Source organism: Streptomyces sp. Ru72 (assembly GCF_002920635.1).
GTDB lineage: Bacteria > Actinomycetota > Actinomycetes > Streptomycetales > Streptomycetaceae > Streptomyces.
In genome coordinates, this window is the sequence record NZ_PQSR01000021.1 from 1 (window position 1) to 22074 (window position 22074).

Genomic DNA, 22074 nt, shown 5'->3' on the forward strand with positions numbered 1-22074 from the left:
ACATTGCCGGCTGCTGATCCGACCGCAACCGGAGAAGCGGCGAACTCGCTTTCTACCGCTGCTTCTCACCGCGTCCGGTGCCGCTGTGCGACCTGGTCCGTGTGGCCGGGCGGCGCTGGACGGTGGAGGAGACGTTCCAGGCCGGAAAGGGCCTGGTCGGACTGGATGAGCATCAAGTCCGCCGCTGGGCGTCCTGGCACCGCTGGGTCACCCTCGCGATGCTCGCCCATGCCTTCCTGGCCGTCACCGCAGCCGCTGGACGCCGTAACCATCCCACGCCCGACGACCTGATCCCCTTGACCAGCAACGAGGTCCAGCACCTCTTCAGCGCGCTGATCAGCCCCGTCCACGACCTCGCGCACCGACTCCTCTGGTCACACTGGCGGCGGCAACACCAGGCCCGCGCCCGTGACTCTCACTATCGACGGCAAGCGGCCGCCCGACTATGAAGATCACGATCTACGGCTGGAGTACTAGAGCGACCGAAGAGCGTAGCCGAGGTCAGGGCCGTAGTTGCCCCAGCACTGGATATCACCGGTGTCGGACACAAGGTCACCGAGATACCAGTCGCCGTTGTCTGCCCGCACCGCGCAGAGCCCCTCCACATTGATCGCGCAGTCGGCTTGGAGAGGTTCGCCGTGCAGGGTGACGGTGCCGAGGGTGGTGAGAAACTGGGCTTGTGGGCAGCCGGTGACGCGCTGAATGTCAGCCATGGTCCAGGGTTCGGGGAGCCGCTCGTCGCGGGGCTCGGTAGCGGGGAGCAGTTCCACTACGGCATGGCCGAGGCGTGGCCGGATCCACTCACCGTCGCGTTCTGTGCCGAGCACACCGCCGAGGAAGGCCATCTCGAGTGTGCCGGTGGGCGTCTCCCAGCGGAACGGGACGCGGGAGATGTGCGAAGGGAAGTCCCTCTCGTCGGTGGTTCCCGGGCCGAACGACTGCTTGGGAGACGGTCCATCGTCGGTGTATCGGTGGGCGAAGAAAGCATTGATCCAGCCAGTGACTTTATCGCCGCCGGACGCCGACTCCCACTTGTAGAGCGAACGCCAGAACTCCTGGTCGACACCCCACCCCGAGGCCGTCGCGCCGATCGAGTCCAGCACCGGGTGCAAGGCGGCGAACCACGGCCGCAGGGCTTCGAACCATCCTTCCAGCTCCCGCACCCGACCCGCCAGCAGGCGCCAGTCTCGGTCCGTGCCCTCCAGCCGGATCCGGGGAATGCCGCAGAGCGAGGTCCATCGGAAGCGGTAGTACGGGCTGACCACGTCCATCAGCGCCACGAGTGCGGCCGTGGCGTCGGCGGAGGTGGTGGTCGAGAAGGCGGGCTGGAACAGATCGGCTACATCGTCGCCGATGCGGGCACGCAGGGGCTGTTGGACCAGGTTGATCGAGCGCTCCCAATCCAGCGGGGCCAGGTCGTCGCGGACGGCGATGGTCTGCCGGTGTCCCGGCGTTTCAGTGAAGAGTCCCGCGTATGTGGCGGAGTTGAGACGGACGTGGACGGCTACCTCGTGCACGACGGCGTACCAGAACAGGTCGGGGGAGAGGCTCAGTGGCAGGTGAGCCTTGAAGCACAGGTGGACGGCGCGCAGCAGGAGGCTGGAGGTGGGCTCCCTGGTCTTCGAAGCGTCGGTGGACCAGCCGACAAGGCGATCGGTGCTGCGGTGGTGGAAGCGCGCCTGGTCGCGGAGCACAGCCCGCAGGAAGCGCTCGTTGCCGAGTTCGGTGAGCTCGGAAGCGAGCCGAGCGGCCTCGGCGTCTTCAGCGAGCGGCAGGTCTATCTCGAAAGCCATCCGTACCCCCCGGAAACCATGATCTGCGCTGATCGTAGTGGCAGTTCAGGGCAGGATTGGGGACGCGGCACCCGTCTTCCGGATCTTCCGGTCACCCGAGCTTGCCCAGGGCCTCTTCCACGAGGGGCGGATGACGGGCCGGATGGGCGGGAGAGGCGGCGCCGCCAGTCGGGGACCGGGGCAGCGCACCGCCGGAAGGCGTCCGCTCCGGTCGCCGGACGGGCCCGCCGCCGACGGCTGCGCCGCAGTCGACGGCGGGCCCGGCAGCGCGGTGAAAGTGCTGCGGAGCTGGCGGACCGTGCCTGGCGGGCGCTACGGCAGCTTCACGAACGGCGCCAGGAAGGCGCGGGCGCCCGGGGTGTCCAGGCGGTATGACACGTTCGTCGCGTAGCACGGGCCGTCGCCGGTGATCGTGGTGGCCGCGAGCACACTCCGGCCGCCGATCACGGCGAAGTTGGGGCCGCCGGAGTCGCCGTAGCAAGCGCCGCCGTTGCCCTGGGGTGCGGTCATCGCCAGGCGGACCCATGCGTCGTTGAGGGCGTCGAAGGTGACAGGCGCCTTCATCCGGACGCCGCCGCCGGGGTGGGTCTGGCCGCCGGGGCCGCGCTGGGCCTCCTGGGTGCCGTATCCGGCGACGAACCAGTCGGTGGAGTTCAGCGCCTGCGGGCCGAGCGCGCCGAGCTGGTTGGCGGTGGGCAGCGTGGCCGGAGTGAAGGACCAGCGGGCCTTGACTTTGGCCGCGGGCAGCTCGATCACCGCGATGTCGTGCGGGTCGGAGGCGGGCCCGGGGTAGTCGGGATGGCTGTGGGCGGTGCCCTGGATGGCGATGGCGCCCGCCTGCGCGGCCGGATCGCCTGGATACTTCTTTGCGGCGGCGTCGAGGCCGGCCTGCACGTCCTGGTCCAGGGAGACGTAGAACTTCACGTTGTCGGGCCAGTCGGTGGTGCAGTGCGCGGCAGTCAGGAACGTGTCCGCGTCGATCATGGTTCCGGAGCAGACCCAGTCGACCCGGTCGGGTGTCGTGGGGTCGCCGTCGTCGTCCCAGGTCGCGACCAGCGCGCCGACCTCGGTGCGCTCGGGTGCGGGTGTCGCGTTATAGGAGTTGATGGCCGACGACGGCAGAGCGGTGGCCAGCACGGCGGCACAGGCTGCGGCGGTGACGGCGGACGCACGTAGGGCGGTCAAGAGAAACCCTTCTACCGATGGGACGGGGTGTTCTCCTGTGGGGGGTGGAGCAGCGCCAGTGAAGCGCCTTGGAGCGGTCGCGACAAGAGCACGCCCGCCTCTTCCAGGGTTTTCCCTCTGCGCGATGCACTGCGCGCCAGCCCGGCAGCCGACGCCCGCACGTCATACCCGAGCCAGAACCCAGTTTCTCGGGTAAGTACTCACATTCGTGACCGGCCGTGCACGGTATCTCGGCGGCAGTCCCGGCACGAGATCCGGCATTGGAGGACACTCCCGAAGCCGATTAGCCCGTTGCCGTCCGACGGCGTCAGGATCGCCGCGAACCGTTCCGCCACGTCCTCGAGGTGCGCAAGGGTCCGGTGGACTGTGTACGACGCCGTCTGTGGACTGTGGTGTTCCTTCGGCAAGCGGGAGGCCCACCCACCTTGTGGTCTTCACCGTGGTGGCTGTGCCACTTTCCGGGGAGCCGTTCCGAGTCGACCCGGGGAGACGTTTCACTGCGTCAGACAAGATCGATGTCAGTGACTTCGGATGTCACTCCCCACTGTCAGTGCCGGGTGGAAGACTGGCGGGCATGATCGAACCGAACCCGAAAGCGGACCTTCTCCGATACCTGCAAGAGGGGCGTGATGCCCTGGTCTGGAAGCTCGATGGGCTCTCCGAGTACGACATCCGCCGTCCGCTGACCCCCACGGGCACGAACCTGTTGGGGCTGGTCAAGCATGTGGCCGGCGTGGAACTGGCGTACTTCGGCGACACGTTCGGACGGCCGTTCTTCGACGAGGAGCCGCCGCCCTGGTGGTATACCGAGGAGCCGGAATCCAACTCGGACATGTGGGCCACTGCAGAGGAGTCACGGGAACAGATCGTCGGGCTGTATCGGCAGGCGTGGGAGCACTCCGACAGCACAATCGCGACGCTGCCGCTTGACGCGATGGGTCACGTCCCGTGGTGGCCGGAGGAACGACGAGAGGTGACACTGCACCACGTCCTGGTACGCGTGATCTCCGATACTCAGCGACACGCCGGCCACGCCGACATCGTGCGAGAGCTCATCGACGGATCCGTCGGATATTCGCAAGGCAAGGACAACATGTCACCAGGGGATCAGGCATGGTGGGAGGACCACCGGAACCGACTGGAGCGCGTGGCCCGGGAAGCAAACGGCTGATCTCGCCCTGCTGCTGACCCCCCTCTTCTGGCGGTGCTGCCGCCGCCTCCACCGACGTTACGGCGCAATGCCGAACACTTCCTGGCCTTCGTCGGCATCGCCGCAGCCCTCATCTGCCACCGTCGAATCAAGCCTCCTTCGGCGACGACCGGGAACCGGCCGTCCTCCAAAGCCAGGGACACGCGGGGCTCCTTGCCGATGTTTCTGACCTTGACGGAGCCGTGAACCAAACCGATCCACCACCGGGAGTTCTGGTAGACGAACCAGACAGGCGTGACGTGGGCAGAGCCATCCGGACGCACGGTGCACAGCCAGACGTTCTTTTCCTCGGCCGCCAAGCGCAGACGGACGGCTGGCCCTGGCTCGTTCAGAAGATCACTCACTCCACTATCGGACCGGCAGACGTGATGCGTCCGTGACGCATTTCGCGGTCGGTGCCCGCGAGGGCCTAGGTGCCGCCACGACGGGTGAGGAGGCGTTGGTGCCGCCGTGGTCGCCCCAGCCGGAAGCGCCGCAGGTGTCGTGGACCGCGACGCCGGTGGCCGGGCCGGCGACCGGCGACACGTCCGCGACGGTGCGGTGGGAGCAGCCCGTGTCCGACTGCCGGGAAGACTTGGCCTCGCCGGCGGAGCACCCGATGCCGTGCCGCCGGTGCTGTCGGTGCACCATGCCGGCTCGCTCCAGCCCCGGGAGGTGCCCGAGCGGACGAGCGAGGTGCCGACGACCGCCGTGACGTGCGGGGGAGGAGGCCGGGTATACGGTGCCGTAGCCGTCGTCCCCCGCGCTGACGCTGATGGACACGGGCGGGCGAGTTCCCTCGGGACGGGGCGGTTCAGCCGCTGAGGAGAACCGTCGCGTATCCACGGGCCGACGTCCCCGTGTGCGTCAGCACCCTGATCACCGGGGTCGCGCTCGGGGCCGGAGGGTTCCGCCGTGGCCGTGCCGCTACTTGAGCTCGGCGGCGGTGTAGAAGCCGCTCACGACGAGAACAAGCTTGTAGTTGGCCTTGTCGACGCTCGTCGGCTGCAGCAAGTAGGCGGGCACGGTCTTGACACCGTTGTTGTAGCCGTATCTGTTGTTTATCTGCAGCGGCTTCTTGTTGAGTATGTCGACGACCATGTCTGAGGCGGCCTGGGCGAGCTGGCGGACGTCCTTGTAAACGGTCTGCGACTGCTGACCCGCGATGATCGACTTCACCGAGGGCAGTTCGGCGTCCTGACCGGTGATGACCGGGAAGGGCTTGCTGCCGGAACCGTAGCCGTCCGACTTCAGCGCGGACAGGATGCCGATGGAGATGCCGTCGTACGGCGACAGGACCGCGTCGACCTTCTTGCTCCTGTACGACCTGGTGAGGATGCCGTTCATGCGCTTCTGCGCGGTCGGCCCGTCCCAGCGCAGGGTGGTGACCTGGTTGAGCGCGGTCTGGCCGGACTGGACGACCAACTGCTTGTTGTCCAGGTACGGCTGCAGGAGGTGCATCGCGCCGTCGAAGAAGTATTTGGTGTTGTTGTCGTCGGGAGAGCCGGCGAACAGCTCGATGTTGTACGGGCCCTTGCCGTGATCCAGGTCGAGTTTGTTGATGATGTAGGAGGCCTGGAGCCGGCCGACCTGATCGTTGTCGAAGGAGACGTAGTAGTCGACGTTCTTGGTTCCGAGGATGAGCCGGTCGTAGGAGATCACCGGGATGTGCGCGTCGGCAGCCTGTTGGAGCACGCCGTTCAGCGATTTGTTGTCGATGGCCGCGATGATGAGCGCATCGACGCCCTGCTTGATCAGGTTCTCGATCTGTGAGACCTGGGTGTCCGGGTCGTTCTCGCCGTAGACCAGCTTGCTCTCGTACCCCTTGGCCTTCAGGTCTTCGACCATGCTCTTGCCGTCGATGATCCAGCGCTCGGAGGACTGGGTCGGCATGGCGATGCCGATGGTGCCGCCCTTGGGGCTGCCCTCGCTGGTCTGGCCGGAGCCGCAGGCGGACAAGGTGAGGGCGAGGGAGGCGGCTCCGGCGATGGCGGCGAGGGCGGCTCTTCGGTTGTGCATGGGGATCGTTCCTTGTTCTTCTGGTCGTTGCGGAGGATGACGGCGTTATCGGATGCCGGTGGGGAGACGATGGAGCGGGGGACGGGCAGCCGGCGAGCAGGTCGAGAGCGCCTCAGTCGGGCCGAACCTGCTTCCGCGCGGTGTCAAGATTCCGGTCCCGCAGATGGTGCTGTACGGGTAGACACCACCTGGACGCCCTGGACAGGCCGAATCTCAGACAGAGCGGTGCGCCGTGGCTCGATCAGCTCGGCGACCTCGAAGATCCTTACGTAGCTGCCGCGTGAACAACCGGCGGGTCGCGGAGCCATGATGGCAGGTCAGGTAACCCGGCGCGTTGCTTGAGCTGCTGCTCGGACACCTCGGTGTCCCACAGATCGCCGATCAGTGTGTCGGTGCGGCCCTGCGTCCGGGCCTCTCCGAGGCTCGTGATTGCTTTGCCGGTGTGCACCTGTACGCACGTCAGGCTGCGCCACCGCGCATCAGTCGCGTGTGTGCTTATTCCAGTGATACGCAGGACACTTGCCTTTCAATCGTTCGGGATATCGACAGATGTTCGGAATGTTGGCTGGACACTAAGAGGGGGTGTGCGGGGTGTCAACGGGGCGAACAGGAACGGTTATGGAAAGGTGTTGGAGATCGCGTACGGTCCCCAACAGGACGACGATGCCCGTCGGTTCGGCCGTCGGCGCGCGGTCGCCGAAGCCGGCACCGCGCCCGCCCTGCCGCCGGCCCTGCTCGCCGACCACGGTCGACAAGTCGTTCGCGTACAGGCCGCCGGACGGCAACCGCATGTGCGCCGCCTACCGGGGCGAGGCCAAGCTCGACGCCCGCGACGCTACGTCGTCGCCGACACCGCCCGCCTGCGAAGAAGCCATGGTCAATGCCGGTTGCAACCGGTGGAGGCACCGTCAGCAGGCGCGGATCGTGGGAGTCGGCCTCGCGTATGTCGGGACCCGCTGTCTGGGCTACCTGCGCCGGTACCGCTACGGTACGCGCGTCTGCGCCGGAGGCTCGGGCGTGAATGCCGGCCGCGGCATCACGCTCGACACCACCTGCTTCACCAGCAGCAATCGCTCCACATCCCGCAGCCGCATGCGCCACGAACGTAGGCACAAGCAGCAGTGGATGCGCTACGGAGACCGGTTCGCCTACATGTGCCTCGGAGCAGGAAGCAATCCATGCCACAACCGTTGGGAACGCCGCGCCGGATGGAGGGACCGGGGGGAGGGGCACAACTGCTGAACCGGTCCCGGCCACTACCGAAGTGGATTCCCTTCGTGCTGCTCGGGTCGGTACTCGGCCTGGCTCTTCTCAGCGCTGTCGGTGTCCGGGTGTACGGGGTCCGCAACATGTCCGACCCTCAGACGCCCCTCCTCGTCGGTATCCGCGTCGACGGATCCCGCATCTCGGTCAAGGCACCCACCTGCCCCACGGACAAGGTCGGGACCGTCGAGGTGTACGACAGTGACTCCGACAAGCTGCTGTGGCGGGCAAGCGGACCGAAGACACCAGAGGACGAACAAGGAGCGGTCACGCTCTGGAAGGCAGACGATTTCTCGAAGGCGGGGCCAAAGGCACAGCCCAAGACCCTGCCGACGAACCTCGACATCTCCGTCACGTACACCGGCACCAAGGACGGGGCAGGAGACACATTCAACGTCCCCAGGGTCGAATCCGCGCACATCCCCGAAGAGCAGTACTGGACGTACGACGGTCCCAAGACGGCTGCACAGCTCGATGCGCAACTCAAGTGCGGCGACCGTACGTGACAAGGAGGCCGATACCGTAGGCAGCAGTCCGCAGCCGTCAGGACGCGGTGGAGCGCGGAACAAGTCGCCTCAAGCGCCACCGCGCGGTGGCGACGAGGTGCGGCAAACTCGCCGTCCGTTACGAGGCGACCGTGCTGGCCGCGGCCAGCAACGAGTCGCTGTGACCAGCACGGTGGAACGCGCCCTGACTCCGATTGTCGCGCGATGGTCCGAGATCGCGGTCGTGGCTCCCGCCGCGAAGCCGGAGCCCGTATGGGAGCGTTGACAGCTGGAGGTCGGACAGATCTGGGCCGTCGGTCTTCCGTGCTTTCTCAGCCGACGTGGAGGATACGAAAACGATCGGGTTCCGCCGGGTCCCGATCAACGACTTGGATCGGTGTCCAAGCCTGTTGCCACACATTGCTGCCCGGCGTGCGGGAGAACCGGATCGGCCCGCGGGTGCCCTCGACCGCCACGCGCGGCCATGACTCGGCGATGGCCGCCCGGTCCGTGCCGTGGGAACGCAGCACCTCGGCGAGGACGGTGACGGCGTCCCAGCCCTCGAAGGCGACGAAGGAGGGCGCTTCGCCCAGCCGCTCGCGGAGCTCCTTCCCGACGCGTTCGCCGAGCGGACCGAGGCGCTTGGGCAGGTAGCGCAGGAACGGGATCCCGGCGCCGTCCTCGCCCAGCGCCGCGGCCCATGCGGGGAACTCTGGTTGTCCGGCCGGAGCGCCGATCAGGATCTCCGCGAGCCGCCGGTCGCCCCGGAGGGCCCTGACGATCGGCACCGCCGGCTCCGGATGGCCGACCAGCAGGAGGAGCACCGTCGCGCCGTGGTCGACGAGAGCGTCGCACAGGGCCTCGGGGGTGAGCGCGTTCGTGTCGAGTTCGACGACGGTGCCGCCGCGGGGAGCGAGGTGGTCCCGCAGGACGCGGGTCCCGGACGCCCAGTAGACACTCGGCTGGGTCGCCACGGCGATCCGACTCCGGCCCGCGCCGAGGAGGAAGTCCGCGTAGATCCGCCAGCCGTGGGACTGGGCTGGGGCCAGGCGCGCGACCCACTCCGTCGGCTCCTCGGTGAGCGAGTCGAGCACCGCGGACGAGCAGAGGAACGGCACGCCGAGGGCGTCGGCCCGGGCGGCGGCGGCGCGGGCGACGACGCTGTGGTATTCGCCCGCCACGGCGGTCACGCCCAGGGCGGCCAGTTCCTCCACGGCCGCCGCGGCCCGCTCCGGGTCGGCCGCGGTGTCCCGGACCACCAGCTCCAGTGGTCTGCCGTCGATTCCGCCCTCGTCGTTGACCTCGCGAACGGCCAGGTCGAGTCCTGCGAGCAGGTGTCGGCCCGCCTCGACCCAGCCGGGCCGCGTCAGCGGCACGAGAGCGCCCAGACGGACGGACGACTCATCCATGTGCTCGGCTGCGGATGGCGAAGGTGGCATGTTCATCGGCTGGCGTCTCCCTTGGGACGATGCGGTCGCACTTCGCCGGATCGCGCGCCGGCCCGGGGCCGGCGGTTCGCGTTCGTCACGTCTCGCTGCGGCGGGCGCGCCCGGGTGATCATGTCGGTCATTGGATCCACGACCATCGCCCATAGGCAACCGACTGTTCGTCCGCCGAGCCGTCATGCTTCGTCGTCATCGGCACCCACGAACGAGCGCCTGTACCGCAGAAGGGTCACCTCTGAAACGTGCTTCTGGTACTGCAACGGCGTTTCTTCTGAGTGCTGGGCAGTTTTCAGGAGGTGGCCCGCGTTGCAGTACCAGGCGGGTCAGGGCGTGTATCCCACCCAGGAGTGAGCCGGGGTGGAGGAGTCACAGGTCCACTGGGTGGAGTCGGCTCCGTTGTCCAAGCTGCCGCCGTAGATCGTCAGGCACAGACCGCTGTTGCCGTTGACGAGCATCGAACCGCCGCCGGCGGCCCCGGTCACCCGAGTCCACTGCTGTGCGGTGCTGCCGTTGCACACCCACTGTGTGGCGTTGGCTCCGTTGGATGTGCTGGCACCGTAGATGGTCAGACAGCGGTCGCTCTGGAAGTTGCGGATCTCAGAGCCGTTCCAGTACCAGTCCTCACCCGAGTGGCCGTTGCAGTCCCACTGCACCACGGCTTGACCGACCTGTAGGCCGGATCGGAAGACATGGCGGCGATGGAACTGCTGCTGTCAGGAAGGTAGTGCAGCTTCAACTGCGCGACGGCGGCCGAGTCGACGGGAGCTATGGGGGTGGCGGCGTACGCCGTCCCTGCGCCGCCCGCGCACAGACCGGCGAGCAGTATCGCGCCGAACGCAGCGGACCTGAGCGAGCGCAACGCACGACGTATGGTAAAGCGATCAGCCTTTGTCACCTGACGGAGCTTAACGGTTTGGGTCAGCACGCCAAGCCCGTGAACCGGCACCGCAGTCGACGCCGAGGCAGGCGTCGCCCGGCCGCATCGTCCGGCCGTACGCTCCTCACAGGTCTTGTGTGCGCTACGGCCAAGGGGGAGCGTCGGCATGGACGTCGAGCCGGGTACCGGTCGTCCTTCGACCACCGGGGTGCGCGTGTTCCGGGAGCTCGGAGACGACTCGGACGAGATCGCTCTCGCTGGTGCTGTGACCGGGAAGGTTCGCCGGGTTGGCGGCTGGGGCGGTCGGATGGGCGGTCGCCCGGGCGGTCCGCATCATGGCGAGGGTGTCCACGTCGTTCGCCACAAGACGATCTTGGACGCCCTCGTTCTCGTCTCCGCAGGCACCCCTTGGGCCACACCACCAGGAGGAACCAGTGTCATACCCGCAACCGCTCACCCCCGAGGAGAAGCTCGCCGCCGCGAAGAAGCAGCTGAGCCTCCCGCGTATCGTCGTGATCTGCGGCTCTACCCGTTTCATGACCGAGATGACCGAGGCAGATCTGCGGGAGACCAAAGCCGGAAAGATTGTCGTCAAGCCGGGTTGCGATATGAAGTCGCCGCACGAACTTTGGTCTGATCCTGTCGAGGCCGAGGCGCTGAAGGTCCGACTCGACGATCTGCACCGGGCGAAGATCCGGCTCGCTGATGAGGTGCTCGTAGTCGGCGACTACATCGGAGACAGCACCCGAGCCGAAATCGCCTACGCCCGGTCGCTGGGCAAGCCCGTGCGGTTCACGCACCCCGAAGTCACCCCCGACGCCTGACCGCCCACCCCCACCGAAGCCAGGGCTCACCTCCGCGACCTCGCCACCAACCTTGCCCACCACTATGCGCCGTCACCAACGTCCTGACCCGCAACAGCTGATTGGGAGACGCGACGCGATCGCTTTGTCTCCTCCGAAATGGACAAGGCGCGCCCGGTGCGGCGTCATCGGCAGGTCGAGTCTCCCTTCGAACTCTTCATCGCGACGAACGCTGGTCGGGGTCCAGAGCCGGCAAGGTGCTCGGCTCGTGAAACTGGTACTGACTGAGCCGGTGATACTCACCGCCGGCTCGCAGTAGCTGCGTGTGCGTTCCCTTCTCCACGATCCGGCCGTCCTGCAGTACGACGATGACGTCGGCGTCGCGGATGGTGGAGAGCCGATGGGCGATCACCAGGCATGTGCGGCCATGCCGCAGCCGCGAGGTCGCCCGTTGCAGGAGGAGCTCGGTGCGGGCATCAACCGCACTGGTGGCCTCATCCAGGATCAGCACGGCTGGGTCAGCGATGAACGCGCGCGCGATGCAGATCAGCTGTCGCTCGCCCTCGCTCAGGCATCCGTCCGCACTGTCGACCACCGTGTCGTAGCCCTGTGGAAGAGCGTTCACGATGTGGCTGACACCACAGACCTGAGCGGCCTGCTCGACCTGCTCGAGTGTGGCATCCGGCCGCCCGTAGGCGATGTTGTCGCGAATGGTTCCGCCGAACAGCCACGGCTCTTGAGGAACAAGCCCGATCTCGGAGCGCAAAGCGTCCCGTGACGCCGAGGTGATGTCTGTGCCGTCGACGAGAATGTGTCCACTGCCAACGTCGTAGAACCGCATCAGCAGGTTCATCAGGGTCGTCTTCCCGGCGCCCGACGCGCCGACGATCGCCGCGGTCCGCCCCGGCTCGACGACCAGGTCGAGGTCCTTGATGGTCAGCTCGCGGTCGTAGCCGAACGATACGTGCTCGAACGTGATCCGGCGCGGCCGAACGACCGGCAGCCGTCCCTGGCTACCAGGGTCCTCCTCCGGCTCGTCGAGTAGGGCAAACACGCGGGCAGCCGACGCGATACCCGACTGGATTAGGTTGGACATCGAGGCGAGCGTTCCGAGTGGCTGTGAGTACTGCCTCGAGTACTGGACGAACGCAACGACTCCGCCCAGGGTCAGCTGCCCGCTGATCACACTGAAGGCACCGACGACGCAGAGCAGGACGTAACTCAGGTTGCCGATGAACAGCACCAGCGGGGCGATGAGGCCGGACACGACCTGCGCGAGATGGCTCGCCTTCTTCAACTCGGCGTTCCTGTTCGCGAACGTCTCGCGGAACGCGCCTTCGCGGTCAAACACGGTGACGAGTTCGTGGCCGGAGTAGGACTCCTCGATATGCGCGTTGAGTTCTCCGGTCAGTCGCCACTGGTCGCCGAATAGCCGTTGGCTTCGCTTCGCCACCGCGGTCCCGACGGCGAGGGTCAGCGGTATCGAGATCAACGCAAGCAGTGTCAGCAGTGGTGAGATGATCAGCATCATGGCCAGTACGCCGACGACGGTGAGCAGGGCGAAGAGCAACGCGGTCAGCGTCTGGCTAAGAGGTCCTAACAAAGGTGTTGGACGTGGCGGTAAGTGATGAGGCAGGTCGCGAGGCCGAGGAAGGCTTCGTGGATGTCGTCTCGCCGTTCCCATCGGATGCGCAGGCGACGGAAGCCGTGGAACCAGGAGATGGTGCGTTCGACCACCCAGCGGAAGACGCCCAGGCCGGAGCCGTGCGGTTGGCCGCGTTCGGCGATCACTGGACGGATGCCTCGCTGCCAGAGCAGTCGCCGGTACTTGTCGTGGTCGTAGCCGCGGTCGGCGAACAGCATGTCGGGCCGTCGTCTGGGCCGGCCCACGACGCCAGCCACGGCCGGGATCTTGTCCAGCAGTGGCAGCAGCTGGGTGACGTCGTTGCGGTTGCCGCCGGTCAGCGACACCGCGAGCGGGATGCCCTGCCCGTCGACAAGAATGTGGTGCTTGCTGCCCGGACGTGCTCGGTCGACCGGGCTGGGACCGCTTTTGGGCCCCTGCGGGCCGCCCGGACGTGGGAGGAGTCGATCACCGCCCGCGACCAGTCCAGCTTCTTCGCCGACCGCAGCTTCTTCAGCAGCACCACATGCAACTGGTCCCACACACCCGCCTCGTTCCACTCGGCCAGGCGCCTCCAGCAGGTCATGCCCGAGCCGAAGCCCAGCTCCTGGGGCAGGTACTCCCACTGGATCCCGGTGTGCAGCACGAACAGGATCCCGCACAACGCCTGCCGGTCCGGCACCCGCGGTCGGCCCGCCACCAGCTTCGGCCCCGGCTTGGGCAGCAACGGCTCGATGAGCGACCACAGTTCGTCCGACACAATCCACGGCCGTGACTGACGCTTCCCCACGACCCAACCAACGAGCAGACAAGCCGACAGTTACTTGATCAACAACTTCTGTTAGGACCTCTAAGCGAGGTCGCGATGTTATCGATGTCGTTGGTCATCCGTGACAGTAGCTCGCCGCGCGAAGAGCCGTTGAGGTAGCGGACCGGCAGCCGATTCAGCTTCTCCTCGACGTCGTAACGCAGAGTCTGCATGGTACGAGCGATCGCACTGTACTGGATATTCTGCTGGGAGAATCCCGCCAGGGTACCGAGGCAGAGCTCGGCGTCAGTGGCGTCCGGCCTGGCCAGCCGCAGATTGCTTGCGACCGTACCTCTGAAAAGCAGCGAACGTTGCGGAACGATCGCGAGCTGGCTGCGCAGCACAGTGGGATCGATGGTGCGCAGGTCAACGCCGTCCAGCCGGACGGATCCGGATGTTGCGTCCTGAAGTCTCGCGACGATCGACAGCAGGGTCGTCTTGCCGGCACCCATCGATCCGACGATCGCCACCGTGCTGCCGGGCTCAACCCGTAGGTCGATGCCGGACAGGACGTCAGCATCGGCGCCTGGGTACCGCAGCGCAACGCCGCGCAGCTCCAATTCACCGCGCATCGGGAACGGGCTGGCGGGTACGCCCGACGGCCGGAGCATGGGGGTGGAGTTGAGCACCGCCTGAATACGTTCCGCCGCGACCATCACGCTTGGCAACATCATCACCCCCGAGGCGGCCATCATGGCTGCCCCAAGGATCAGGCCCAGGTAAGTGACGTAGGCGGTCAGACCGCCGATCAGCAGATGTCCCGACTCGACCCGGTGGCCACCGAACCACACCACGGCCACGATCGACAGATCAGTGATCAGCATGACGGCCGGAACGAACGTCCCTCTCAGCCGCCCCATCGACCGGGTTGCCACCGTCAGCTCGTTGTTCACCTGCCCGAACCGCTCGGCCTCGAAGCGCTCGCGGGTGAACGCGCGAATCACCGTGAGACCCATCAGCTGCTCACGCAAGACCCGGTTGATCGCATCCAGGCGGTCCTGCATCCGGCGCGACACCCGTGTCATCCAGCGAAGGATCACCGCCAACGCGGCACCCAGTATGACAACTGCCACGACGATCAGAAAGGACAGGCCGGCATCCGCACGCAACGCCATATAGGCCCCGCCCAGCATCGTGATCGGTGCGGCGACCACCACTGTGCCGAAGGTGAGCAGGAGCGCCTGTATCTGCTGCACGTCGTCGGTGCTGCGAGTGATCAGCGTCGGCGTGCCGAAGTCCTGATGTTCCCGGCTGGAGAACGTGGCGATCTTGTCGTAGACGTCTGACCGCAGGTCGTGCGCAGCGTTTGTGGCTGCGCGCGTTCCAGCATAGGACGAGACCACCGCTGCCAGCAGCTGGACGATACTGACGACCACCATCCACCCGCCGGCCGTCCAGATGCGCCCGACGTCCGTGCGCAGGAGGCCGTTGTCGATCAGATCCGCATTGATCGTCGGCAGATACAAGGTGGCGGTGACGCTGACCAACTGGAAGACGATCACACCTGCGAACCACCTTCGATGCTTGGCAAGCTGAGCACGGACCAGACGCATCTGTCAACCTTTCGTAGGAGGTGCTCAGGCGATGACGAAGCTGGGGTGCAACAGTCCGGCGGGGTCGTACTTACGGGCAAGCTGCAGCAATCGGTCACGACGCTCGGCGTCGAACGGTTCTGCGGCGGTGCGTTGGTCGGGTCGTCCGAAAGTGAAGTTCGGCGAGCTGCCTACGGCGGTCCCGGACCAGCCGGCCAACAGTTCATCCTGCAGCGCCCGCGCACCTGCCACGTCCGACTTGGTTGTCGGGTCTACCACACCCACCACACACAGCAGGTACATCGCCTCGCGGTGGCTGACTGCGTTCGGCACCCTCGGCGGAGTGGACAGCGCCCCACCGAGATGACGAACCGAAATGATGGAGCGAACCGACCGGCCTGGCGCCGACGCGGCGATGGCGTCGCGGAGGCGTTCCTCGTCGACCGCCCGCAACAAGACGTTGTCGCCGACATACGCATGCGGCTGATCCGGTTCGCTGAAGACAATGTCGGACCGCGGGTACGGGATCTCCTGCAATCCGTCATACGCAGGTTTCAACGCCCGCAACGGGGCCACCAACTCGTCTGCCTCCGCAGCCGAACCCAGGTAAGCGATCTGGACATGGGCCATGTGCCGCTTGGAAACTTCAAGCGTGGTCATCGCCGAGGTCATCTCCGAGGGCATTGTCGCGGTCCAGTGCAACCAGGTTGAGACCACGTCCGGCGTCTCGCCCAGGTCGAACATCAGACCGCCCCCGACCAGCCTGGCGACCGGCATCAAAGCCATCTCCAGCGCGGTCACGATGCCGAAGCTCCCGCCACCGCCGCGGAGCGCCCAGAACAGATCCGGCTCCTCGTGTTCCGAAACCGTCAGCAGGGAGCCGTCGACGGTGACCAGCTCCAAGCGCGTGACATGGTCCGCGGCGAAGCCGTAGCGACGAGCCATCAGCCCGATGCCGCCGCCGAGCGTGTAGGAGACGGCGCCGACACCGGGCATGCTCCCGGACAGCGGTGCCAGATCGTAGCGTGCGGCGGCCTCGATCACGTCGCGCCACCGCGCTCCAGCGCCCACCCATGCGGTGCCGGCACCGGGGTCGACATCGACGCTGTCCATCCCACGCGTCGACACCAATACACCTTCACCGGCGAGCGGGTTGGCGAGTCCATGTCCTGTGGCCTGGACCGCGATCGGCATACATGACTCCGCGGCGTGCCGGACGGCCGCCACGACGTCGCCGGCGGCCCGTGCCGCCACCACGTGGGCTGGCTGATGTTGCTCCCGCAACTGGAAGCCGGCACGGTGCTCGTCGTACTCGGCAGACCCTGGGTGGTACGCCACCGGTGATTCGGCGTCGGTCGTGTTGGCACTCATCGCGAGCACCTTTCTGGATCGGGGTGTGCGTGCGCGCACCCACGGCGAACAGGCAGCTCGTAGGCACGCATCCACCAGCCTGACCGGGATATGCGCCGCATCGTGTCGCAATTCCTGAAAAGATCGGTGCGGACTGCTGGTGACCGCACACCCGGGCCGCCTCGGAGGCGTGACCATGCTTCCCGGGTCCGGGCTCGACCTCACGCGACTCACACCGGGCGAGCGTGACCATCTGTCGCTCACCGGGCTGGATGAGAAGCAACGTGCGGAGCTCAGCGCATCGGTCGAAAGCCGGCGCGTTCTCCAAGATCGCCGCCACACAGCCACGTCGAGTTCATGAGCTCCTGCCGCTCAGCGACGTAGTGCACGTGGACAGCCGTCCCTGGCATCAGGCACCAGCCTCCGGCACGACTCCGGCTTCGCTGATCGGCGCAGTGCGGCGAGGTCGCCGGCTACGGATCGAGTACGACAGCCCACGCGAGTCATGCCCACGCGACCTGGTCGTGGATCCCTACGGGGTGCTCCCCCAACGAGGGCAGGGCGTACGACGTCACACCACGCTCAGAGAACCCCCAGAGAATGCCCGCTCGCGGACACCACGTCCGGGAACAACGGCGCCGGTTCCATGCCGTGCCTGCTCCGGGAACAATGGCGCCGGTTCCATGCCGTGCCTGGAGCGCGGCACCACTCGCACCGCATCGGCAGCGTTTCCCGCGGGCCCGGCGTACGGTACGCCCATCGGCTCGCTGCAGGACCGACGTCCTTCGCGGTGGAATGCTCGCCGGTTGACCGTGTCTCAGGCCGACTCGACAGCCGGCGGTGCGACCGACTCCCGCACCATGAGATGGGTTCCCAGCACGACGTGGTCGATGTCCTGGCGCGCCGCGGGGTCCAGTTCCATGACGTGTCGGACGGCGGCCCGGCCGAGCTCCCGGTAGGGAACGTGCACGGTGGTCAGCCGGGGGGTCAGATCGATCGCCATCGGGATGTCGTCGTAGCCGACCACGGAGACGTCCTCGGGAACCCTCCTGCCCTGCTCGCGCAGGACCTGCATGCACCCTGCCGCGGTCATGTCGGAGGCGGCGAAGACGGCGGTGAACGCGACCTGGCGGGCGAGGACCTCCCGCATCGCGCGCACGCTTGCCGCGCGGCTGAAGTCGACGACCACCTGCAACGCGGGGTCCGGTTCGATGCCGAAGGAGGTCAGCGCCCGCAGGTACCCGGCGAACCGTGCCTCCGAGGTGGTGTATCCCTCTCCCTTGCCGACGAAGAGAATCCGCCGGTGGCCCTGCGAGAGGAGATGGGCGGTGGCCGCGTAGGCGCCCGCCTCGTTGTCGTAGTCGATGACGGTCACCGGCAGCGGCTCCCTGGGCGGTGGGCAGCCGCACAGCACCAGTCGGGAGCCGGCCGCGGCAAGGGATCGGGCGTAGGTCACCAGTCGGTCGTGCGTCTCTTCGTCGTTGTCGGTCCCGCCGATGAGGATCACCGCCTCGGCACCCTGCGCACGCATGAGGTCGATGACCTGCGACTGGCGCTCCTGGCTGCCATTCGTGGTGCAGACGACGCACAGCCGGCCGTGGCGGGCGGCCTCCTCCTCGACTCCGGCCGCGGCCTCGGCGAAGGACGGCCCCGTGATGTCGTGCAGGACGAAGGCGATGGTGCGGCTGGCACCCGCCTGCAGGGCCCTGGCCTGGGCGTTGACGACGTAGTCGAGCTGGCGGACCGCGCGCATCACCCGGTTCTTCGTGGTCACGGAGACCGGGTAGTTGCCGGCGAGGACACGCGAGACGGTGGCGTTCGACACGCCCGCCATCTGCGCGACGTCGCGCAGGGTCGCGCGGCGCTGCGGTCCCTCGTTCGTCCCGGGAAACGATTTCTTCGCGCCTTTGCCGCCGCGGACCGTCCTGTCGGCCCGCTCGCGGTCGCCGTTTGTCTTCGTCACACTCTGAACGTACTGCACAGCGAGCTCCACCTCGATCAGTACGGCCGCAATCCGGCCGGGGGCGGGGGTCCGCTCTGAGGGCGGCGGTCGCCGGCGCCGGACGGCGGGTGACGGCTGTCCGGGGGAATCGGCTGCATGCTTGCCAGCTCGTTCCGGGTTCCATAGTCTCGGACGTAGCAATCGTTTACCATCCTGCGCCTCTCCGTCACCCCCATCTACTGAGGGAAAACGTTACCTATGATCCTGCAGCAACGCCGTCGAGCCACCTCGGACATCCGCTGCACCCTCGCGATGTCACCCCCCGGCCTGGCGGACCATCTCTTTCCCGATGCCGTCCGGCGCCGCCTGGAGGAGGCCGTGAAGGTGTCCCCGCAGATCCTCACCGAGTTCGCGTCCCCGTCCTCGCGTGCCGAACTCGCCGACACCGACGTCCTGCTCACCGGGTGGGGGTGCCCCCCGCTGGACGCCGACGCCCTCGCCTGTGCCCCTCGGCTCGCTGCGGTGGTCAGCGCTGCAGGATCCGCCCTGCCGATGCCGAATGTCGATCCGGTGCTCACCAAACGGCTGCGGTTCGCCAACGCCGGTGCCGCCAACGCTGTTCCGGTAGCCGAGTACAGCGTTGCCATGATCCTGCTGGCCGGAAAGCGGATCTTCGAATCCGCCCGGCTGTACCGCGCGCGCAGGGACTTCATCGACCGCGAGGCGGTCTTCCCCGACGCGGGCAACTACCTACGGACGGTGGGGCTGATCGGCGCCTCACGCGTCGGCCGGCTCGTCATCGAGCGCCTGCGGCAGAGCACCGACCTCAGGATCCTCGTGGCGGACCCGTACCTGTCTGTCGAGGAGGCCGCACGTCTCGGCGTCCACCTGGTCGGCATCCACGAACTCATGCGGTCGGTCGACGTCGTCTCGGTGCATGCTCCGCTGCTGCCCGAGACGAGAGGCATGATCACGGCCGAACTGCTGGCGCTGCTGCCGGACGGTGCGACGGTGATCAACAGTGCGCGGGGGGCGGTGATCGACCAGGACGCGCTGCTCGCCGAACTCGCCGCAGGGCGCCTCAACGCGATCCTCGATGTCACCCACCCCGAGGTACTGCCCGCCGACCACCCGATCTACGACCTCGACAACGTCTTCCTCACTCCGCACATGGCCGGTTCCGTCGGCAACGAACTGCGCCGGATGGGAGAGCACGTGGTCGACGAGGTGATCAGGTTCGCACGCGGTGAGGACTTCGCGAACCCGGAGCACCCGCACACAGCGGGCGCTGCGGTAGCGGCGGCCGAGTGACGCCGCCGACGACTGAAGAAGAGGCAGGCGATGATCGAGATATTGGGTACGGCGCGCTGAGCCTGACTTCGGGACATCTCCCGAGGGGCACGTGCGTCCGCTCGGCCTGAACGGGGCGACCGAGAGCCGTGCAGCGCTCCCGCTCGTCGAGATGGAGGCCGCAGTTCACGGCCGGGTCGGGACCTCGGGCGAACGGTATGCCGACGCCGCGGTCGGGGCCCGGCTGCGCTACGAACACCATGGGGGCGAGGCCGGGCATCCGGCGATCTGGCAGTCCATCTGCATGGCCCCGAGACCGATCTGCGGGTAGCGGTCCGGCACCTGCTCACGGGGGAGTTGCCGGTGGTGCGGCGCAGGAGCGAGCGAGTTTCCCGGTCGCCGGTGACGATGTACGGGGCGAGCGAGCCGATCAGCGGGTGGTGTGCTGTTTGCGGTAGCGGGTGTCGTCATGGAGGAACGTCGCCTCCATCGAGTCGATCAGGTTCGTGCTCTCCCGCAGTTCGGGCTGTCACGTGGTGCGCAGGCTGCTCGTCTCCCACGCAGAGTTCGACGCGGTGTTCGCGCCCACCGGCATCGTTGCGGCCGGACGCGATACAGGCGCTGCCTGAGGAGGGCGTCCAGGTGCCCCACGACGTGGCCGTCGCGGGCCACGACGACATCACGACGACGCTCGACATGTACCCGGCACTCACCACGGTCCACGTTCCGCACGAGGAGCTCGGCCGTGCCGCGGTACGCCTGGCCCTGCACGCCGGGGAGTTCGCCGAGAGCCGGCACCAGGTCCTCGGCGCACAAGTCGTCGTCCAGGACTCGACCCGGACCTCCGGACGATGACCCGCCCGGCCTGCGCAAGGCGTGCCGAGTCCGGTGTGGGTTTGCAGAAAACGATCTCTACAGCAGCTTGCTCCGGACCCGGTCTTTGCAGATGCGGACCGGGTCCGATGCGGGCAGATGGTGCCTCTTAACTGAGAATTTTCGCGACTGACATCTTGCTTCGGCAGGCGGCGAGCACCTAGCTTCCGTAGAGAGCGATTTCTACGATGTTCCGGCGCGCACGGCCGGACAGCCGATCGGGCCGTCATTCATGCCCGCACTCCTGGGAGGGTTTTCATGAACCGCAAGAAGGTCGTGCTGGCCTCCGCCACCGCGATGGCGTTGTCCGTGGCCCTGGTCGCCTGTGGCGGTGGAGGCGATGGCGGTAGCGACTCCGGCGCAAAGGGCCCGGTCACCATCAAGTGGTGGACCTGGGACGAGGCGCTGACCACCGAGCCGGTTGCCGCCAAGTTCAACGCGACCCACAAGGACATCAAGATCCAGGTGGTCAGCCAGGTCGACAACCCGGGAGCGATGGCCAACCTCCGCAACGCCGTCGCCTCGGGCAAGGACGTCCCGTGCCTGGTCAAGAACGGCGCGGAGGTCCCGGGCCTGGTCGGTGAGGGACTGCTCGCCGACATCACCCAGTACCTGGAGCCTTACGTCAAGCAGGGGCTCTTCATCCCGGCAGCGGTTCCCGCCGTCCAGGCCGGGGGCAGGGACTACGCGATCCCGACCGGCTTCAACCCCTCGTTCATGGTGATCAACCGGAAGGTCTACGACCGGTACGGCATCAAGCCCCCCAAGACCTGGGACGACGTGATCGCGGCCGGCAAGGAATTCAAGAAGCACGGCATCTACGTGATGAACCTGGCCGGCGAAGACCCGTCGACCCTGGTCAACCTGGTCCAGCAGGCCGGCGGCTCCTGGTACAAGCAGGACGGAGACAAGTGGAAGGTGAACTTCCTGTCCCCTGAGTCTCTCAAGGCCGGGAACATCATCCAGCAACTGGTGGACAACGGCATAGTCGCCAACCAGACGTACACCGACCGGCCGGCACTCATCAGCTACTTCGACTCCGGCAAGATGGTCTCCCTGCCGACCCAGACCTGGCAGCTGACCAAGTACGAACTGAACTACAAGAAGACGCTGGGGGACTGGGAGCCGATCGACCTCCCGCAGTTCTCCGACGCGACATCGTTCACCACACAGGCGCACAACGCCAACAGCGGCCTGCTCGTGCCGAAGGGCTGTGCCCACCTGAAGGAGGCCACGGAGGCAGGTGTCTGGCTGAACACCTCCAAGGACGCGATCAACGCCTCGTACCGGAAGGACACCAAGCAGTACACCTGGCCCGGCGCGATTCCGGACCCGTCGCCGTGGGTGGACTCCGTCGTCCCCCCCAAGCTCTTCGGGCCGTACCGGTCCAAGGCGAAGCCCGTGATCCTCAAGGCGGTCGCCAGCGCCAAGGACTCCTGGGTGGTCGGGCCGAACTACACCGGCGTGTTCGCCGAACTCCAGGACCAGTGGGCGAAGATCGTCACCAAGAAGATCACAGTCCAGCAGGCGCTCGAGCACATGCAGACGTACACCGTTGCCGACCTGAAGTCCAAGCACATCAACGTCGAAGGCTGA

At 67.1% G+C, this 22074-nt stretch carries 19 protein-coding genes and 1 pseudogene; 8 read left to right on the plus strand and 12 right to left on the minus strand.

The window, feature by feature from the left end:
• Positions 1-23 precede the first annotated feature (23 nt).
• Positions 24-449 (plus strand): annotated as a pseudogene (locus C3488_RS12910) (IS701 family transposase); the annotation flags it as partial.
• Positions 450-473: 24 nt separating this feature from the next.
• On the opposite strand, the gene C3488_RS12915 reads toward C3488_RS12910, so the two are convergent.
• Both C3488_RS12915 and C3488_RS12920 read right to left on the minus strand, forming a co-directional pair.
• Positions 474-1793, minus strand: a complete 1320-nt coding sequence (locus C3488_RS12915; RefSeq protein ID WP_103839544.1) for a DUF4419 domain-containing protein — start codon at positions 1791-1793, stop codon at positions 474-476.
• Positions 1794-2105: 312 nt separating this feature from the next.
• Complete coding sequence (locus tag C3488_RS12920) at positions 2106-2978, minus strand: trypsin-like serine protease (RefSeq protein WP_103839545.1); 873 nt, start codon at positions 2976-2978, stop codon at positions 2106-2108.
• Positions 2979-3552: 574 nt separating this feature from the next.
• On the opposite strand from C3488_RS12920, the gene C3488_RS12930 reads away from it, so the two are divergent.
• Positions 3553-4149: a DinB family protein gene (locus C3488_RS12930; protein ID WP_103839546.1), complete on the plus strand. Its 597-nt coding sequence runs from the start codon at positions 3553-3555 to the stop codon at positions 4147-4149.
• On the opposite strand, the gene C3488_RS42545 is transcribed toward C3488_RS12930, so the two are convergent.
• From C3488_RS42545 to chvE, 3 genes are all read right to left on the minus strand, one after another.
• Positions 4086-4532: a pyridoxamine 5'-phosphate oxidase family protein gene (locus C3488_RS42545; protein WP_374955413.1), complete on the minus strand. Its 447-nt coding sequence runs from the start codon at positions 4530-4532 to the stop codon at positions 4086-4088. The genes C3488_RS12930 and C3488_RS42545 overlap by 64 nt on opposite strands.
• A gap of 4 nt (positions 4533-4536) precedes the next feature.
• Positions 4537-4950, minus strand: a complete 414-nt coding sequence (locus C3488_RS12940) for a hypothetical protein (RefSeq protein ID WP_103839547.1) — start codon at positions 4948-4950, stop codon at positions 4537-4539.
• Positions 4951-5094: 144 nt separating this feature from the next.
• Positions 5095-6186 (minus strand): multiple monosaccharide ABC transporter substrate-binding protein, encoded by a 1092-nt coding sequence (gene chvE, locus C3488_RS12945; RefSeq protein WP_103839548.1) that lies wholly within the window; start codon positions 6184-6186, stop codon positions 5095-5097.
• Positions 6187-6975: 789 nt separating this feature from the next.
• On the opposite strand from chvE, the gene C3488_RS12950 reads away from it, so the two are divergent.
• Both C3488_RS12950 and C3488_RS12955 read left to right on the plus strand, forming a co-directional pair.
• The gene (locus tag C3488_RS12950; protein WP_146067857.1) at positions 6976-7428 is read left to right on the plus strand and encodes a hypothetical protein; all 453 of its coding nucleotides are present in this window, start codon (positions 6976-6978) and stop codon (positions 7426-7428) included.
• A gap of 35 nt (positions 7429-7463) precedes the next feature.
• Complete coding sequence (locus C3488_RS12955) at positions 7464-7955, plus strand: hypothetical protein (RefSeq protein ID WP_103839550.1); 492 nt, start codon at positions 7464-7466, stop codon at positions 7953-7955.
• A 311-nt stretch (positions 7956-8266) separates the two neighbouring features.
• Here the strand turns inward: C3488_RS12955 and C3488_RS12965 are convergent, their stop codons facing one another.
• A complete protein-coding gene (locus C3488_RS12965) occupies positions 8267-9379 on the minus strand; it encodes an ABC transporter substrate-binding protein (RefSeq protein WP_103839551.1) in 1113 nt (370 codons plus the stop codon).
• Positions 9380-9702: 323 nt separating this feature from the next.
• Positions 9703-10035: an RICIN domain-containing protein gene (locus tag C3488_RS12970; RefSeq protein ID WP_103839552.1), complete on the minus strand. Its 333-nt coding sequence runs from the start codon at positions 10033-10035 to the stop codon at positions 9703-9705.
• A 655-nt stretch (positions 10036-10690) separates the two neighbouring features.
• Between C3488_RS12970 and C3488_RS12980 the strand changes: the two genes are divergently transcribed.
• Positions 10691-11080, plus strand: a complete 390-nt coding sequence (locus C3488_RS12980) for a hypothetical protein (RefSeq protein WP_103839554.1) — start codon at positions 10691-10693, stop codon at positions 11078-11080.
• A gap of 196 nt (positions 11081-11276) precedes the next feature.
• Here the strand turns inward: C3488_RS12980 and C3488_RS12985 are convergent, their stop codons facing one another.
• The 5 genes from C3488_RS12985 to C3488_RS13010 form a co-directional block, all read right to left on the minus strand.
• Complete coding sequence (locus C3488_RS12985) at positions 11277-12743, minus strand: ABC transporter ATP-binding protein (protein WP_103839555.1); 1467 nt, start codon at positions 12741-12743, stop codon at positions 11277-11279.
• Positions 12656-13473, minus strand: a protein-coding gene (locus tag C3488_RS12990) for an IS5 family transposase (RefSeq protein WP_258053390.1) whose coding sequence is annotated in 2 segments (ribosomal slippage) — positions 12656-13122 and positions 13122-13473 — 819 coding nt in all. Because the reading frame shifts where the segments join, the coding sequence is not laid out codon by codon here. The genes C3488_RS12985 and C3488_RS12990 overlap by 88 nt, the downstream gene beginning before the upstream one ends.
• A gap of 38 nt (positions 13474-13511) precedes the next feature.
• Positions 13512-14993, minus strand: a complete 1482-nt coding sequence (locus C3488_RS12995; protein WP_181138996.1) for an ABC transporter ATP-binding protein — start codon at positions 14991-14993, stop codon at positions 13512-13514.
• A gap of 75 nt (positions 14994-15068) precedes the next feature.
• Positions 15069-16394, minus strand: coding sequence for an FAD-binding oxidoreductase (locus C3488_RS13000; protein ID WP_103839557.1), 1326 nt, complete (start codon positions 16392-16394; stop codon positions 15069-15071).
• Positions 16395-17190: 796 nt separating this feature from the next.
• Positions 17191-18336 carry a LacI family DNA-binding transcriptional regulator gene (locus tag C3488_RS13010; RefSeq protein ID WP_103839611.1) on the minus strand — a complete coding sequence of 382 codons (1146 nt, stop codon included), beginning with the start codon at positions 18334-18336 and terminating at the stop codon, positions 17191-17193.
• Positions 18337-18573: 237 nt separating this feature from the next.
• Here C3488_RS13010 and C3488_RS13015 point away from each other — a divergent pair, with 237 nt between their 5' ends.
• The 3 genes from C3488_RS13015 to C3488_RS13030 all read left to right on the plus strand — a co-directional run bounded on the left by C3488_RS13015 (position 18574) and on the right by C3488_RS13030 (position 22074).
• Positions 18574-19626: a hydroxyacid dehydrogenase gene (locus tag C3488_RS13015; protein ID WP_103839558.1), complete on the plus strand. Its 1053-nt coding sequence runs from the start codon at positions 18574-18576 to the stop codon at positions 19624-19626.
• Between the two features lie 621 nt (positions 19627-20247).
• Entirely contained in the window at positions 20248-20460 is a 213-nt protein-coding gene (locus C3488_RS41515) for a substrate-binding domain-containing protein (protein WP_258053391.1), read from the plus strand.
• A gap of 276 nt (positions 20461-20736) precedes the next feature.
• Complete coding sequence (locus C3488_RS13030) at positions 20737-22074, plus strand: ABC transporter substrate-binding protein (protein ID WP_103839560.1); 1338 nt, start codon at positions 20737-20739, stop codon at positions 22072-22074.

Coding starts and splice junctions, on each gene's coding strand:
- C3488_RS12915 (WP_103839544.1), bottom strand. CDS start 1,793: ATGGCTTTCGAGATAGACCTGCCGCTCGCTGAAGACGCCGAGGCCGCT.
- C3488_RS12930 (WP_103839546.1), top strand. CDS start 3,553: ATGATCGAACCGAACCCGAAAGCGGACCTTCTCCGATACCTGCAAGAG.
- chvE (WP_103839548.1), bottom strand. CDS start 6,186: ATGCACAACCGAAGAGCCGCCCTCGCCGCCATCGCCGGAGCCGCCTCC.
- C3488_RS12950 (WP_146067857.1), top strand. CDS start 6,976: ATGTGCGCCGCCTACCGGGGCGAGGCCAAGCTCGACGCCCGCGACGCT.
- C3488_RS12965 (WP_103839551.1), bottom strand. CDS start 9,379: ATGAACATGCCACCTTCGCCATCCGCAGCCGAGCACATGGATGAGTCG.
- C3488_RS12985 (WP_103839555.1), bottom strand. CDS start 12,743: ATGGGAACGGCGAGACGACATCCACGAAGCCTTCCTCGGCCTCGCGAC.
- C3488_RS13000 (WP_103839557.1), bottom strand. CDS start 16,394: ATGAGTGCCAACACGACCGACGCCGAATCACCGGTGGCGTACCACCCA.
- C3488_RS13015 (WP_103839558.1), top strand. CDS start 18,574: ATGATCCTGCAGCAACGCCGTCGAGCCACCTCGGACATCCGCTGCACC.
- C3488_RS13030 (WP_103839560.1), top strand. CDS start 20,737: ATGAACCGCAAGAAGGTCGTGCTGGCCTCCGCCACCGCGATGGCGTTG.